Consider the following 14,526-nt stretch of genomic DNA (forward strand, 5'->3'; position numbering starts at 1 on the left):
CTCCCTGTACCAGCGGCCCTACCCCAAGGAGATGACGATGACTGCAAAGAAAATCCTGCTGTTGACCGGTGATTTCGCCGAGGATTATGAAACCATGGTGCCGTTCCAGGCCCTGCAGATGGTCGGCCACACCGTGCACGCGGTCTGCCCCGGCAAGAAAGCCGGCGACAAGATCAAGACCGCCATCCACGACTTCGAAGGCGACCAGACCTATACCGAAAAGCCGGGCCACCAGTTCGCCCTCAACGCCAGCTTCGACGAGGTCAGCGCCGCCGATTACGACGCCCTGGTGGTGGCTGGTGGCCGCGCCCCGGAATACCTGCGCCTGAATCCCAAGGTGATCGAACTGGTGCAAGCCTTCGCCAAGGCTGACAAGGCCATCGCGGCCGTCTGCCACGGCCCGCAGGTACTGGCTGCGGCCGGCGTGCTGGAAGGCAAGAAGGTCTCGGCCTATCCGGCCTGCGCCCCGGAAGTCAAGCTGGCCGGCGGCCAGTTCGCCGATATCGCAGTGGATGCCGCCGTCACCGATGGCAAGCTGGTGACCGCACCGGCCTGGCCGGCCCATCCGGCCTGGCTGGCGCAGTTCCTGCAGGTGCTGGGCACGCGTATCGAACTCTAAGACGACTGAAACGGAGGCGGCATGACGCGCCGCCTCCTGCTGTATTGGCCAGCCTCTTTTTATTCATCTCTCCTGGCCTTTTCCTGCATTTTTTTACCGACAGTCCACAATATGTCCGAAGATGAAGCGTCTTCAGGACATGCAGCCCATATCCACCCTCTCCCCGATGAGCGACCAGGACCGCGAGATCACCGCCACCGTCATGCGCGAGCGCAGCCGGCTGGGCGGGTTCATCCGGCGCCGGGTGGCCGATGCCGGCGAGGCCGAAGACATCCTGCAGGAAGTGTTCTACGAGTTCGTCCAGGCCTACCGCTTGCCCGAACCCATCGAGCAGGTCAGCGCCTGGCTATTCCGGGTGGCGCGCAACCGCATCATCGACCGCTTCCGCAAGAAGAAAGAAGAGCCCCTGCCCGAGGCGCATGACATCGAACAAGTCGATGGCGCCGAGGACGCCTGGCGGCTGGACCTGGTGCTGCCGGCCAGCGCTGACGGACCGGAAGCGGCCTATGCCCGCGCCGCCCTGATCGAAGCTTTGCAAGAGGCGCTGGATGAATTGCCCGAGGCGCAACGCGAGGTCTTCATCGCGCATGAGCTCGACGGGCTCAGTTTCAAGGCAATGGCGGCCTCCAGCGGCACCAGCTTGAATACCCTGCTGGCCCGCAAACGCTATGCAGTACTGCATCTGCGCGAGCGGCTGCAGGCAGTTTATGACGAATTGGAGATGTAATGGATCAGAACGCAATCCCCCAACCCAGCCCTCAACCCAACGCTGAAGGCAACCCCGCGCGCCGCCACGGTCACCGTGGCCGCTGGGGCTTCAAGCTGGCGCTGTGCCTGCTGTGCGTGCCGCTGCTGGGGGTGGTGGTGATGCTGCTGTGGAACTGGGTGATGCCGCCGATCTTGCCCGGCGTGGCCGAGATCGGCTTCTGGCGGGCCCTGGGCTTGCTGGTGCTGTGCCGGATACTGTTCGGCGGCTTTCGTGGCCGTCATGGCGGCTGGCGCGACAAGCGCCGCTTCATGCGCGCCCGCTGGGAAGCCATGACGCCCGAGGAACGCGAGCGCTGCCAACTGCGCAGCCGGATGTTCTGCCGCGAAGAGCGTAAATGAAGATTTATTCCCGCTGCGCCTGAACCCCCTCGGTCAGGGCCGATGGCTGGGGTACCGCAGTCCAGTCATGCTCGCGCAAAACGATGGAAGTGAAGGGATCTACCAAGGTGCCGGCCACCATCCTGGCCAGCAGTTGCGGCGCCGGCAACGGCGACATGCAAGGGCTTCATGCTGCCCCCGCTGTGGGCTGCTTATGCGTCCAGGCCGGCGCATCCTTGTCCAGGAAAGCGCGTAAACCTTCACGTCCTTCGGCAGAGGCGCGCAGATCGGCGATGACGCCGGCCGTGTATTCGGACAATTCAGGCGTGACCTGCAAGGGATTGGCCACCTGCACCAGTTGCTTGGCCGCGCGCATGGCCTGCGGGCCATTGGCCAGCAAGGTATCGATCAGTTGCGCCGTCCTGGCATCGAGCTCGCCAGGCGGCACCACTTCATGCACCAGCCCCATGGCAGCCGCGCACGCGGCCGGGAAACGTTCGGCCGAGACAAAGTAGCGGCGCGCCTGCGACACGCCCATCTTGGCGATCACATACGGGCTGATGGCTGCGGGCGCCAGGCCCAGCTTGACCTCGGAGAGTGCGAAGAAGGCTGCTTCGGACGCCACCACGATATCGCAGCAGGACACCAGGCCTACCCCGCCGCCCATCACTGCTCCCTGCACCTTGGCCAGCGTGGGGGCCGGGAAGCTGTTGAGCGTATGCATCAGCAGCGCCAGCTTGCGGGCGTCGCGCAGGTTGTCTTCACGCGAGGCATCGGCCATACGGCGCATCCAGGCCAGGTCGGCACCGGCGGAGAAGGACTTGCCGGTCGAGGCCAGCAGCAGCACGCAAGTACGGGCATCGTCGCCGGCCTGGGTGATGAGGTCGATCAGGTGGGCGATCAACTGGTCGTCGAAGGCGTTGTGGATGTCGGGGCGATTGAGGGTGATCGTGGCCAGGCCACGCGGGTCGATGTCGAGATGGGCTGCTGCGCTGCTCATTTGTGCTCCTTGGTTGGCCTTGTTATGCCCTGATGGGGGCTGCGGCTGTGCACGGAGGATAGCGCATCTGGATGAGATATAGAAAAGCCCGCTTGCGCGAGCGAGGGATTCGCCCACGTGCCGCGGGCCCGGTTTCGCTTGCAAGCGAAACCTTTCGAATCCCCCCCCGCGATGTGCTCAAGCACATCGCTAGGGGACGCCAAACAAAAAAGCCCGCTTGCGCGGGCTTTTCTATTTGGCGTCCCCTGGGGGATTCGAACCCCCGTACTCACCGTGAAAGGGTGATGTCCTAGGCCTCTAGACGAAGGGGACAAAACGGTCACAACTACAATATTCCTCGAATCAGCTCTTCGGCCAATTCACCCCACATATCCATGCGGGTCGCTGGTGGAGGTAAGCGGGATCGAACCGCTGACCTCTTGCATGCCATGCAAGCGCTCTCCCAGCTGAGCTATACCCCCTGCGAAAGGAAAAGTCCCACACTCCGGACTATCCAACCTCAAGGTAGCCTGATCAATCAAGCTACTTCAACTATCAACAGAACGGCGGCAACCGCACTGCTCTACAACCTGGCGTCCCCTGGGGGATTCGAACCCCCGTACTCACCGTGAAAGGGTGATGTCCTAGGCCTCTAGACGAAGGGGACACTGTACTGCTAATACCTGCGCTGCCTGCTGGGTGACAGCGCAGATATCGAAATCTGGCGTCCCCTGGGGGATTCGAACCCCCGTACTCACCGTGAAAGGGTGATGTCCTAGGCCTCTAGACGAAGGGGACAAGCAGGTACTTCACATTACTTCTTGTTTCTACACTTCAAGCTTCGCCTGAAATATCACCGCCAAACATCTGCGGGTCGCTGGTGGAGGTAAGCGGGATCGAACCGCTGACCTCTTGCATGCCATGCAAGCGCTCTCCCAGCTGAGCTATACCCCCGTTGCGAAGAAGCGAGATTATGCAATACCTATTTTCAAAAGACAACATGTTTTTGAAAAATAATTTGTCTTTTTCAAAGATATGCCGCCAAACGTGCCTTAACAGCCTCACGGCCAAACAATTGCAGCACGGCGTCAATGGCCGGGGTCTGCAATTGACCCGCCACGATCAGGCGCAAAGGCATGGCCAGTTGCGGCATCTTGATGCCGTGCGCGGCCAGCACTTCCTTGATCATCGGAGCAATGGCTTCCTTGGTCCACTCCACCGTGGCCACGCGCTGGGCAAAGTCGGCCAGCGCCGGCTTGATGGCATCAGTGATGTGCTGCGCCACCAGCGCTGCATCCGGGGCCGGCTGGCGGTAGAACATCAGGGCCGCCGCCGCAATCTCGTTGACGGTATTGGCACGGTCCTTCAGCAAGCCGATCACGGCCGCCAGATCAGGCGCACCGTCGAAGACCGCACCCTGCGCTTCCAGCAGCGGACGGACCAGGCCAGCCAGGCGGGCATTGTCAGCCAGCTTGATGTAGTGGTTGTTGAGCCAGTTCAGCTTTTCGGGGTTGAACTGCGCCGGAGCCTTGGTCAGGTGATCCAGGTCGAACCATTCGCAGAACTGCTGCATCGAGAAGATCTCGTCGTCGCCATGGCTCCAGCCCAGGCGCGCCAGATAGTTCAGCATGGCTTCAGGCAGATAGCCCTGGGCCGGATAATCCATCACGCTCACGGCGCCATGGCGCTTGGACAGCTTCTCGCCATCGGCACCCAAGATCATCGGCACGTGACCATACTCGGGCAGCGTGCCGCCCAGGGCCTTGAGGATATTGATCTGGCGCGGCGTATTATTCACATGGTCGTCGCCACGGATGACGTGGGTGATCTTCATGTCCCAGTCGTCCACCACCACGCAGAAGTTGTAGGTGGGGGTGCCGTCCGGACGGGCAATCACCAGGTCGTCCAGCTCACGGTTGGAAATGGTGATGGGGCCCTTGACCACGTCATTCCAGCTCACCTCGCCGTCCTGCGGATTCTTGAAACGCACCACCGGCTTGCGACCTTCCGGGATGGCCGGCAGGGTCTTGCCCGGCTCGGGACGCCAGGTGCCGTCGTAGCGCGGCTTCTCGCCGGCGGCACGCTGGCGTTCGCGCATGGCTTCCACTTCTTCCGGGGTGCAATAGCAGTAGTAGGCAGTGCCCTGCTCCAGCATCTGCGCAATCACTTCGCGATAGCGATCCATGCGCTTCATCTGGTAGAACGGACCTTCATCATGCTCCAGGCCCAGCCATTGCATCCCCTCGATGATGGCCTGCACCGCTGCCGGGGTAGAACGCTCGACGTCGGTATCTTCGATACGCAATACGAAGGTGCCGCCGAAGCGACGGGCATAGGCCCAGGAAAACAGCGCCGTGCGGGCGCCGCCCAGGTGCAGGTAGCCGGTGGGACTGGGAGCGAAACGGGTGCGAACTTGAGTGGCAGTCATGATAGCGAGTAAAAACCAGGCCGGCGCTGGGTTGCCAGGGCCGGCCATCGGTGGAGCAAAAGAATTCGGAAAGGCGTCATTTTAACGCCTTTGCAGCCAGGCACGCCATGCTGGCAGCCTGCCTCCGGGAGTGGCATCAGTCGTTCTGCACCACGATGCTGGGGAACTTGCTGGACATGTCGCGCGCCTTCTCGGCCACCTTCACGGCGACCTTGCGGGCGATGGCCTTGTAGATCTCGGCCACTTTACCCTCAGGATCAGCCACCACGGTGGGCTTGCCGGAATCTGTCTGCTGGCGGATTTGCATGGTCAGCGGCAAGGCGCCCAGGAAGTCCACGCCGAAATCGGCGCACATCTTCTCGCCACCGCCCACGCCAAAGATGGGCTCGGCATGACCGCAGTTGGAACAGACATGCATACTCATGTTTTCCACGATACCCAGGATGGGAATGCCGACCTTCTCGAACATGCGCAAGCCCTTGCGCGCGTCCAGCAGGGCGATGTCCTGCGGCGTGGTCACGATCACCGCACCGGTGACCGGCACCTTCTGCGACAAGGTCAGTTGCACGTCGCCGGTGCCGGGCGGCATATCGACGATCAGGTAATCCAGGTCGCGCCAGTTGGTCTGGTCCAGCAATTGCTGCAGGGCCTGGGTGACGATGGGGCCGCGCCAGACCATGGGTTCGTCTGGGTCAATCATGAAACCGATGGACGATACCTGCAGGCCGTGGTTTTCCAGCGGCTCCATGGTCTTGCCATCCTTGGTCTCGGGCTGGCCGGAGATGCCCATCATCATGGGCTGCGAGGGACCGTAGATATCGGCATCCAGAATACCCACGCGCGCGCCCTCGGCCGCCAGCGCCAGCGCCAGGTTCACGGCGGTAGTGGACTTGCCCACCCCACCCTTGCCGGAAGCCACGGCGATGATGTTCTTGACGTTGCTCTTGAGCTTGATGCCACGCTGCACCGCGTGCGCCACGATCTTGAAGGTAACGTTGGCCTCCACGCCAGTGACGCCCGGCAACTTGCCCAGCGCCGCTTCGACCAGTTGGCGCATCGCTGCGATCTGGCTGGCCGCCGGATAACCCAGCTCCACATCCAGCAGCACGCGGCCGCCCTCGACACGGATGTTGCGGGCTTCCTTGCCACGGATCAGGTCACGGCCGGTGTTGGGGTCGATCACCTGCAACAGGGCCGCCTTGATCTCTTCCACGGTAATGCTCATTGTTTCTCCTTGCTCAGAACCCGCAAGTCTAAACCAATCAGGCCCGCGCCGCCCTGTGGACGGATCAAGCCGGACAGCGCTGACGACCCGCAAAAAAACATTCCAATGGAGCAACTACTGCGCCACAGGGCCGCTGACTGATAGAATGCCCCTCTTTACAGGCAGTTTTCTTGCTGTTTTTGCGCGCACGCGCCTTAACCTACTTGCATCGTCCGTATCGCCAATGAGCACTTCCGCACCTCGCCAACTCTTCGTCACGACCGCACTCCCCTACGCCAACGGCGCTTTCCACATCGGCCACATCATGGAATACATCCAGGCCGACATCTGGGTCCGGTTCCAGCGAATGCAGGGCAATGAGGTGCACTTCGTCGGCGCCGACGATGCCCACGGTGCGCCCATCATGATCGCCGCCGAAAAGGCCAACATCACGCCGCAACAGTTCGTGGCCAACATCGCGGCCGGTCGCAAGCAGTACCTGGACGGCTTCCATATCGCCTTCGACAACTGGAGCTCCACCGACAGCCCGGAGAACCACCAACTGTCGCAGGAGATCTACCGCGCCCTGCGCGACGAGGCCAAGCTGATCTCCACCAAGACCATCGACCAATTCTACGATCCGGTGAAGAACATGTTCCTGCCGGACCGCTACATCAAGGGTGAATGCCCCAAGTGCGGTACCAAGGACCAGTACGGCGACTCCTGCGAACACTGCAGCGCGGTCTATTCTCCGACCGATCTGAAGAATCCTTACTCCACGCTGTCGGGCGCAACGCCGGTGATGAAGTCGTCTGAACATTTCTTCTTCAAACTGTCTGACCCGAAGTGCGTGGCCTTCCTGCGCGAATGGGCGCTGGACAACAACCGCCTGCAACCGGAAGTGGCCAACAAGGCCCGCGAGTGGCTGGATGGCGAAGGCGGTCTGGGCGACTGGGACATCAGCCGCGACGCGCCCTACTTCGGCATCGAAATCCCGGACGCGCCGGGCAAGTACTTCTACGTCTGGCTGGACGCGCCCATCGGCTACCTGGCCTCGCTGAAGAACTACTTCGTCAAGACCGGCCGCGACTTCGACGCCTTCATGGCCGATGACAAGACCGAGCAGTACCACTTCATCGGCAAGGACATCACCTACTTCCACACCCTGTTCTGGCCCGCCATGCTCAAGTTCGCCGGCCGCAAGACGCCCACCAACGTCTTCGCGCACGGCTTCATCACGGTCAGCGGCGAGAAGATGTCCAAGTCGCGCGGCACCGGCATCTCGCCGCTGCGCTACCTGGATATCGGCATGAACCCGGAATGGCTGCGCTACTACATCGCCGCCAAGTTGAACGCCAAGGTCGAAGATGTGGACTTCAACCCGGACGACTTCGTCGCCCGCGTCAATGCCGACCTGATCGGCAAGTACGTCAACATCGCCAGCCGCGCTGCCGGCTTCATCGCCAAGCGCTTCGAAGGCCGCGTGTCCACTCAGTGGGCCACCGCTGACGATGCCTTCCTGGTCAAGCTGCGCGGCGTGGCCGACGAGATCCGCAGCCTCTACGAGCAGCGTGAATACGGCAAGGCCTTGCGCCTGGTGATGGAGCAAGCCGACGCCATCAACGCCTACGTGGACGCCAACAAGCCGTGGGAACTGGCCAAGGACAGCGCGCGCGACGCACAGCTGCACGAAGTCTGCAGCCGCCTCTTGGAAGCCTTCCGCATCCTGACCATCTACTTGAAGCCGGTGCTGCCGCAACTGGCCGCCCAGGTGGAAACCTTCCTCCAGGTCCAGCCCTTCCAGTGGAGCGATGTCACCGCGCCGCTGGCCGATGGCCATGTCATCAATGCCTATTCGCACCTGATGCAGCGCGTCGATCCGAAGATGCTCGATGCCCTCTTCGAAGCACCGGAAGCGCCTGCCGCTGCTGCCACCGAAGCCGCAGAAAGCGCCATCGAGGAACTGGCGCCGGAAATCTCCATCGATGACTTCGCCAAGGTTGATCTGCGCATCGCCAAGATCGTCAATTGCGAAGCCGTGGAAGGTTCCACCAAGCTGCTGCGCCTGACCCTGGATGCCGGCGAAGGTCGCACCCGCAACGTCTTCTCCGGCATCGCCTCGGCCTACAAGCCAGAAGAACTGGTCGGCAAGCTGACCGTGATGGTGGCCAACCTGGCGCCGCGCAAGATGAAGTTCGGCGTCTCCGAAGGCATGGTGCTGGCGGCCTCGGCCAAGGATGAGAAGGCCAATCCGGGCATCTACGTGTTGAACCCGTGGCCGGGCGCCGAGCCGGGGATGCGGGTACGTTAAGTCCCCAGCGCCGCATAGCCTGAGCAGGAGGAAAGAAGGTCATGAATCTGGTAATACGTGAAGCCACCTCGGAGGACGCCAGTCTGATTGCCGAACTGACACGTCATAGCTGGGCCAACAAGGTAGCGCCCAGTTCTTCCGGCCACCGCGAGGCGCCGGACCATGTGCAGGAAGACTTGCAGCATGGCGGCGCCTTCATCCTGTTGAGTGGCGAAACGCCGGCCGGGTCGGTGCGCTGGCTGCCGCTCGATACCGAAAGCGATGTCTGGGAAATCCGCCGCATGGGCATCGCCCCAGCCTTCCGCGGCGAGCGCCTGTCGCAGCATCTGATGGAAGCCCTGATCCACCGCGCCCAGTCAGCCGACGTGCGCGAGCTGCGACTGGCGGTGCGCACCGACCAGGCGCAACTGGTCGACCTATACGCCGCCTTCGGCTTCGAGATCGCGCCGGAACTGGAATACACCCGTGCCAATCCGCAGGAAGCCCCGCCCATCGTGATGCGGCGGGTGATGCGGCACTGATTCCGTCCAGCTGTTCTTCCTTCCTCTCCCCCTCAAAGCGACGCCTGGTGCGTCGCTTTTGTTTTATCCGAGGCATCCGCAGCGACAGGAGCGAGCGCCTATCGGGCTGCAAGAACATTTGTTCATCAAGCCGTAACAATGGCTCGCTACCATCGTGAAAACGTTGTCAGGTGGCCGTGCTGTCTGGCCTGCCGGGGGGCAGGTCCGGGCATGGACCGTTTCTTCACTTTCACGACATCAGAACAAATACCATGGCCCAAGGGGATAGACAGGAAACCGCCTATATGGCGGTACGCGTGGCGCGACTGTATTACTTCCAGAACATGACCACCGCCGCCATCGCGGACGAAATCGGCACCTCGCGCGCCACCGTCTCACGCCTGCTGTCCTATGCGCTGGACCGAGGCCTGGTGGAAATCCGCGTACACGATCCGCAGCAGGTTTCGGGCAGCCTGGAAGCCGCCATCTCCCATCACTACCGCCTGCGCTCGATCCAGGTGGTGCCGGTAGCAGCCGCCGCCTCCGAGAAGGAAAACCTGCAGCGCGTCACCGGCCATGCCGCTGCCTACGTCAATTCGCTGGTCTCCCCCGGCACCGTCATGGGCCTGGCCTGGGGCACCACGGTGGCGCACATCGCCGACCAGTTGCTGCCGCGCCATGTGCATGACGTGGACGTGGTGGCGCTCAATGGCTCAGGCAGCGGCGCCAGCTTCATCAACAGTTTCAGCGAATCCATCGTCTCGCGCTTTGCCCAGAACTATGGCGCGCGCGCCCATCATCTGCCGGTGCCGGCCTTCTTCGACTACCCCGAAACCCGCAGCGCGCTGTGGCGCGAAAAAAGCATCAAGGCCATCCGCGACCTGCAGGACCGTGCCTCCATCCTGCTGTTTTCCATCGGGGCTGAGGCTACCGGAAGCTACATTCATACCGCTGGCTATCTAGGTGAAGAAGAACGCCGCATCCTGCGTGAAGACGGCCTGGTCGGTGATATCGCCACCGTATTCTTCCGCGCCGATGGCAGTTGGCGCGATGTCGCCATCAATGCCCGCAACAGCGGCCCCGACATGGACTGCTTCGCCCGCGCCGCCCACTCGCTGTGCGTGGTCTCGGGCACCGGCAAGCTACCGGGCCTAAAGGCGGCCCTGCGCGGCGGCTTCATCAATGAACTGATCATCGACGAACCGAGCGCACGCCTGCTGGTAGAGCAGATCCGCAGCGGCGCGGCGTCGGTCTGATCCGGCAAGAGGGGAACGACACATGGCAGCCATTTCCTTGCAGGGCGTCTGCAAGCAGTGGGGCGAGGCCCAGGCCGTCAAGGGCATCGATTTCGAGGTGAAGTCGGGTGACTTCACGGTCTTGCTGGGGCCATCGGGCTGCGGCAAATCGACCACCCTGCGCCTGATCGCAGGACTGGACAAACCCACCAGCGGCAGCATCCACATCGGCGGCCAGGACGTGACGCAACTGCCACCGGCACAGCGCAAGATTTCCATGGTGTTCCAGTCCTATGCACTGTTTCCGCACCTCAACGTGCGCGACAACATCCTCTTCGGCGTGCGCGTGCGCAAGGAGCCGCGTACCGGTTACGAAGCGCGATTGAAGCGCGTGGCCGACATCCTGGGCCTGACGCATCTGCTGGAACGCCGCCCCGCACAGCTTTCCGGCGGCCAGCAGCAGCGCGTGGCCCTGGGCCGCGCCATCATCGCCGATGCCCCGGTGTGCCTGATGGATGAGCCGCTATCGAACCTGGATGCGCAATTGCGCCAGGAGATGCGGCGCGAGATCCGCGCCCTGCAGCAGCAGTTGAAGATGACCATGATCTACGTCACCCACGACCAGACCGAGGCCATGAGCATGGCCGACCAGGTGATCCTGCTGCGCGAGGGCCGCATCGAACAGGATGCGCCACCGGCCGATCTCTACGCCCAGCCCGCGACCACCTTCGCCGCCCGCTTCATCGGCACGCCGCCGATGAACCTGCTGCCGCTGGAAGCCCATGCAGAAGGGCTGTCCATCGCCGGCAGCGAGCTCATCCTCAAGGACCTCGGCCAGACGCCGTTGCACCTGGGCCTGCGGCCCGAGCACATCCGCCTGGCGGACGCCGGCGTGCCCGCCGTGGTGGACAACGTCGAATATTTCGGCGCCGACACCATCGTGGCGGCACGCATCGGCACGGCACCCCTGCTGGTGCGCGCGCCGGGGCAACACAAGCTCCGTGCTGGCCAAGCCATCCATCTGGCCTGGCACGCTGAGGACCAGTATTTCTTCGAGCGCCACAGCGGCCTGCGCCGCCCCTGACCCGTACCACGATTTCCGCAGCAAGCCAACCTTCCACCTCATGGAGATGCATCATGCGTAGAACCTTCCTGAAGTCCCTGGCCGCAGTGGCCATCACGGCCGTTTTCAGCGCGCCGGTGCTGGCCGCCAATCCGGTCGAGATCAGCTTCTATTACCCGGTCGCCGTGGGCGGCGCGGTCACCAAGACCATCGACAGCATGGTGGCCGACTTCGAAAAGGCCAACCCTGACATCAAGGTCAAGGCCATCTATGCCGGCACCTACCAGGAAAGCATCGTCAAGGCGCTGACCGCCTTCAAGGGCGGCACCCCGCCGACCCTGGCCGTGCTACTGTCGACCGACCTCTTCACCCTGATCGATGAGAACGCCATCGTCCCCATCGACAGCCTGGCCAGCAGCGCCGACGACAAGAAGTGGATCGCCGGCTTCTACAAGGGCTTCATGGAAAACAGCCAGACCGAGGGCAAGACCTGGGGCATTCCCTTCCAGCGCTCGACCATCGTGATGTACTACAACAAGAACCTGTTCAAGGAAGCCGGCCTGAACCCCGACAAGGCCCCCGCCAACTGGAACGAAATGGTGGAAGCCGCCAAGAAGCTGACCAAGCGCGACGCCTCCGGCAACGTCAGCCAGTGGGGTGTGAAGATTCCTTCCACCGGCTTCGGCTACTGGATGTTCCAGGCCATGAGCGCCTCCAATGACACGATCCTGATGAACAGCGCCGGCACCAAGACCTATTTCGACCAGCCCGGCGCGGTGCAGGCCCTGCAACACTGGGTTGATTTGACCACCCGCGACAAGGTGATGCCCGTCGGCTCCATCGAATGGGGCACCACCCCCAAGGACTTCCTGGAGCAGAAGGCCGCCATGGTCTGGACCACCACCGGCAACCTGACCAACATCCGCACCAATGCCAGCTTCCCCTTCGGCGTGGCGATGCTGCCGGGCATCAAGCATCCGGGCAGCCCCACTGGTGGCGGCAACTTCTACGTCTTCAACAAGACCTCGCCGGCCGAGCAGCAGGCCGCCATGAAGTTCATCCGCTTCGCCACCGAACCGGCGCGTGCTGCGCAGTGGTCGATTGCCACCGGCTACGTGGCGCCGCGCCAAGATGCCTGGGATACCCCGGAGATGAAGAAATATCTGCAGGACGTACCGGCCGCCGACGTCGCGCGCGAGCAGATGAAGTATGGCGTGGCTGAACTGTCCACCCACGACAACCAGCGCGTGACCAAGGCTCTGAACGACAATCTGCAGGCCGCCCTGTCCGGCACCAAGACGCCGCAAGCCGCCCTGAAGGATGCCCAGCGCGAAGCCGAGCGCATCCTGCGCAGCTACGGCCATTAAGGCGCCTACGTTGCACATGGCCTGCCCATGAAACGCCTGCCCTCCTCCGTGATCCCCTGGCTGCTGCTGTCGCCGGCGATGGTGTTGCTCTTCGCCTTCACGCACTACCCGGCACTGGCCACGCTCTGGCACAGTTTCTTGTCCACGCCCAAGGGAACCCGGCCGTCGGTCTTCGTCGGCCTGGAAAACTATCGCCTCATGGTGGACGATCCAGTGTTCTGGCAGGCCCTGTGCAACAACCTCTGGTTTGCCCTGGGCACCATCCCGCTGGCCATTGCCCTGGCCATCCTGATGGCGCTATGGGTCAACGAGAAACTGGCCGGGCGCGGGCTGCTGCGCCTGGCCTATTTCACCCCGACCGTGCTGCCGATGATCGCGGTGGCCAATATCTGGCTGTTCTTCTATACCCCGCAATACGGCTTGCTGGAGCAGATCACCGGCGCGCTCGGCCTGCCCTCGCACAACTGGCTGGGCAATCCCGATACGGTCCTGGGTGCGTTGATGGTGGTGGCGGTGTGGAAGGAAGCCGGCTTCTTCATGATCTTCTACCTGGCCGCCTTGCAGCAGATCTCACCGGTGCTAGCCGAAGCCGCCGCGCTGGAGGGGGCCTCGCGCTGGCAATACTTCTGGCGCGTGCAGTTCCCGCTGCTGATGCCCACCACGCTCTTCGTGTTGATCAACGCACTCATCAACGCTTTCCGGCTGGTGGATCACATCGTGGTGATGACCAAGGGTGGGCCGGACAATGCCAGCGCCCTGCTGCTTTACTACATATATGAAGTTGGCTTCGCCTTCTGGGACTCCTCCTATGCTGCAGCCCTGACAGTAGTGCTATTGGCACTACTGGGGCTGATCGCGCTAGTGAAGTTTCGTGTACTTGACCGCCGGACCCACTATCAATGATCGCGCCCACTTCTCCCTTCGCCGAGCGCCATCGCGCGCTGGAAACCATCTCCGCCTGGGTACTGGCGCTGCTGTGGCTGCTACCGCTGCTGTATGCCCTGTGGACCGCCTTCCATCCGGCTGCCTATGCCACGCGTCTGGTCCTGGATGCGCCACTGACCTTGCAGAACTTCGCCAACGCCTGGCAGGCCGCGCCCTTCCCGCGCTATTTCCTCAATACCTTCCTGCTGGTAACGATGATCCTGGCCGCGCAACTGGTGCTGGCCACCCTGGCGGCGTATGCCTTTGCCCGCTTCACGTTCCGGGGCAGCAATGTGATGTTCATGCTGGTGCTGCTGCAATTGATGGTGATGCCCGACATCCTGATCGTGGAGAACTACCAGACCATGAACCTGCTGGGCCTGCGCGACACCATCCTCGCCATCGGCCTGCCCTACTTCGCCTCGGCTTTCGGCATCTTTTTATTGCGCCAGACCTTCAAGACAGTGCCGCGCGAACTGGATGAAGCGGCCACCGTCGAGGGCGCCTCGCCCTGGCAGATCCTGATGCAGGTGTACGTACCGCTGGCCAAACCCATCTACATCGCCTTCGGGCTGGTGTCGGTGAGCACGCACTGGAACAACTTCCTGTGGCCGCTGATTGTGACCAATTCGGTGGAGTCGCGCCCGTTGACGGTGGGCTTGCAGGTGTTTTCCTCCACCGACCAAGGGGTGGACTGGTCCGTCATCACGGCCGCTACGCTGATGACTTCGGCACCACTGTTGCTGGCGTTCCTGCTGTTCCAGCGGCAGTTCGTGCAATCGTTCATGCGGGCGGGGATACGCTGAGGCG

14 protein-coding genes and 5 tRNA genes are annotated in these 14,526 nt (G+C 62.6%); 10 read left to right on the forward strand and 9 right to left on the reverse strand.

Annotated elements, in window-relative coordinates; translation table 11 throughout:
- The first annotated feature begins 37 nt into the window (after positions 1-37).
- The 3 genes from RC54_RS16285 to RC54_RS16295 all read left to right on the forward strand — a co-directional run bounded on the left by RC54_RS16285 (position 38) and on the right by RC54_RS16295 (position 1,726).
- A complete protein-coding gene (locus RC54_RS16285; RefSeq protein WP_061788980.1) occupies positions 38-619 on the forward strand; it encodes a DJ-1/PfpI family protein in 582 nt (193 codons plus the stop codon).
- 139 nt (positions 620-758) lie between these two features.
- Positions 759-1,346 carry an RNA polymerase sigma factor gene (locus RC54_RS16290; RefSeq protein ID WP_058896121.1) on the forward strand — a complete coding sequence of 196 codons (588 nt, stop codon included), beginning with the start codon at positions 759-761 and terminating at the stop codon, positions 1,344-1,346.
- The gene (locus tag RC54_RS16295; RefSeq protein WP_061788981.1) at positions 1,346-1,726 is read left to right on the forward strand and encodes a hypothetical protein; all 381 of its coding nucleotides are present in this window, start codon (positions 1,346-1,348) and stop codon (positions 1,724-1,726) included. The genes RC54_RS16290 and RC54_RS16295 overlap by 1 nt, the downstream gene beginning before the upstream one ends.
- Positions 1,727-1,730: 4 nt before the next feature.
- On the opposite strand, the gene RC54_RS16300 is transcribed toward RC54_RS16295, so the two are convergent.
- From RC54_RS16300 to apbC, 9 genes are all read right to left on the reverse strand, one after another.
- Positions 1,731-1,883, reverse strand: a complete 153-nt coding sequence (locus RC54_RS16300; protein ID WP_244216360.1) for a hypothetical protein — start codon at positions 1,881-1,883, stop codon at positions 1,731-1,733.
- A 9-nt stretch (positions 1,884-1,892) separates the two neighbouring features.
- Positions 1,893-2,705 carry an enoyl-CoA hydratase-related protein gene (locus RC54_RS16305; RefSeq protein WP_058896123.1) on the reverse strand — a complete coding sequence of 271 codons (813 nt, stop codon included), beginning with the start codon at positions 2,703-2,705 and terminating at the stop codon, positions 1,893-1,895.
- 236 nt (positions 2,706-2,941) lie between these two features.
- Positions 2,942-3,017 (reverse strand) — tRNA-Glu (locus RC54_RS16310).
- A 73-nt stretch (positions 3,018-3,090) separates the two neighbouring features.
- Positions 3,091-3,166, reverse strand: a tRNA-Ala gene (locus tag RC54_RS16315).
- A gap of 109 nt (positions 3,167-3,275) precedes the next feature.
- Positions 3,276-3,351: transfer RNA gene (locus tag RC54_RS16320), tRNA-Glu, on the reverse strand.
- Positions 3,352-3,406: 55 nt separating this feature from the next.
- Positions 3,407-3,482 (reverse strand) — tRNA-Glu (locus tag RC54_RS16325).
- 80 nt (positions 3,483-3,562) lie between these two features.
- A tRNA-Ala gene (locus RC54_RS16330) sits at positions 3,563-3,638 on the reverse strand.
- A gap of 73 nt (positions 3,639-3,711) precedes the next feature.
- Entirely contained in the window at positions 3,712-5,112 is a 1,401-nt protein-coding gene (gene gltX / locus RC54_RS16335) for a glutamate--tRNA ligase (RefSeq protein WP_058896124.1), read from the reverse strand.
- Positions 5,113-5,248: 136 nt separating this feature from the next.
- Complete coding sequence (gene apbC, locus RC54_RS16340) at positions 5,249-6,337, reverse strand: iron-sulfur cluster carrier protein ApbC (RefSeq protein WP_061788982.1); 1,089 nt, start codon at positions 6,335-6,337, stop codon at positions 5,249-5,251.
- A gap of 223 nt (positions 6,338-6,560) precedes the next feature.
- Here apbC and metG point away from each other — a divergent pair, with 223 nt between their 5' ends.
- The 7 genes from metG to RC54_RS16375 all read left to right on the forward strand — a co-directional run bounded on the left by metG (position 6,561) and on the right by RC54_RS16375 (position 14,522).
- A complete protein-coding gene (metG, locus tag RC54_RS16345; protein WP_061788983.1) occupies positions 6,561-8,627 on the forward strand; it encodes a methionine--tRNA ligase in 2,067 nt (688 codons plus the stop codon).
- A gap of 41 nt (positions 8,628-8,668) precedes the next feature.
- Positions 8,669-9,148, forward strand: coding sequence for a GNAT family N-acetyltransferase (locus RC54_RS16350; protein ID WP_013235036.1), 480 nt, complete (start codon positions 8,669-8,671; stop codon positions 9,146-9,148).
- 251 nt (positions 9,149-9,399) lie between these two features.
- Positions 9,400-10,383, forward strand: a complete 984-nt coding sequence (locus RC54_RS16355; RefSeq protein ID WP_058896127.1) for a sugar-binding transcriptional regulator — start codon at positions 9,400-9,402, stop codon at positions 10,381-10,383.
- A gap of 22 nt (positions 10,384-10,405) precedes the next feature.
- The gene (locus tag RC54_RS16360) at positions 10,406-11,446 is read left to right on the forward strand and encodes an ABC transporter ATP-binding protein (RefSeq protein ID WP_061788984.1); all 1,041 of its coding nucleotides are present in this window, start codon (positions 10,406-10,408) and stop codon (positions 11,444-11,446) included.
- Positions 11,447-11,499: 53 nt separating this feature from the next.
- Positions 11,500-12,792, forward strand: a complete 1,293-nt coding sequence (locus tag RC54_RS16365) for an ABC transporter substrate-binding protein (RefSeq protein WP_058896129.1) — start codon at positions 11,500-11,502, stop codon at positions 12,790-12,792.
- Between the two features lie 27 nt (positions 12,793-12,819).
- A complete protein-coding gene (locus RC54_RS16370) occupies positions 12,820-13,695 on the forward strand; it encodes a carbohydrate ABC transporter permease (RefSeq protein ID WP_058896130.1) in 876 nt (291 codons plus the stop codon).
- The gene (locus RC54_RS16375) at positions 13,692-14,522 is read left to right on the forward strand and encodes a carbohydrate ABC transporter permease (RefSeq protein WP_061788985.1); all 831 of its coding nucleotides are present in this window, start codon (positions 13,692-13,694) and stop codon (positions 14,520-14,522) included. The genes RC54_RS16370 and RC54_RS16375 overlap by 4 nt, the downstream gene beginning before the upstream one ends.
- Positions 14,523-14,526: the final 4 nt, after the last annotated feature.

Source organism: Herbaspirillum rubrisubalbicans, from assembly GCF_003719195.1.
Taxonomy (GTDB): domain Bacteria; phylum Pseudomonadota; class Gammaproteobacteria; order Burkholderiales; family Burkholderiaceae_D; genus Herbaspirillum; species Herbaspirillum rubrisubalbicans.